Raw genomic sequence first — 346 nt, 5'->3', positions numbered from 1 at the left:
ATATAAACGGAGGATTAGCTCAGCTGGGAGAGCATCTGCCTTACAAGCAGAGGGTCGGCGGTTCGAACCCGTCATCCTCCACCATTTTAATTTGCCGGCCTAGCTCAACTGGTAGAGCAACTGACTTGTAATCAGTAGGTTGGGGGTTCAAGTCCTCTGGCCGGCACCATCTTTAGAGCCATTAGCTCAGTTGGTAGAGCATCTGACTTTTAATCAGAGGGTCAGAGGTTCGAATCCTCTATGGCTCACCATTAATCAAATAACGCGGGTGTGGCGGAATTGGCAGACGCACTAGACTTAGGATCTAGCGCCTTACGGCGTGGGGGTTCGACTCCCTTCACCCGCA

The 346-nt window shown here is 51.7% G+C and carries 4 tRNA genes; all 4 read left to right on the top strand.

From position 1 onward, the window contains the following. Positions 1-8: 8 nt before the first annotated feature. The 4 genes from AB1J10_RS12630 to AB1J10_RS12615 all read left to right on the top strand — a co-directional run bounded on the left by AB1J10_RS12630 (position 9) and on the right by AB1J10_RS12615 (position 346). Positions 9-84: transfer RNA gene (locus tag AB1J10_RS12630), tRNA-Val, on the top strand. 9 nt (positions 85-93) lie between these two features. Continuing rightward, a tRNA-Thr gene (locus AB1J10_RS12625) sits at positions 94-169 on the top strand. A gap of 6 nt (positions 170-175) precedes the next feature. After that, positions 176-251, top strand: a tRNA-Lys gene (locus AB1J10_RS12620). Positions 252-264: 13 nt separating this feature from the next. Continuing rightward, positions 265-346: transfer RNA gene (locus tag AB1J10_RS12615), tRNA-Leu, on the top strand.

This window comes from Staphylococcus cohnii species complex 1663, from assembly GCF_041008415.1.
GTDB classification, from domain to species: Bacteria; Bacillota; Bacilli; order Staphylococcales; family Staphylococcaceae; genus Staphylococcus; species Staphylococcus ureilyticus.
The sequence above is the reverse complement of the archived record's forward strand: the minus strand, read 5'-3'. Positions and strand labels throughout refer to the sequence as shown.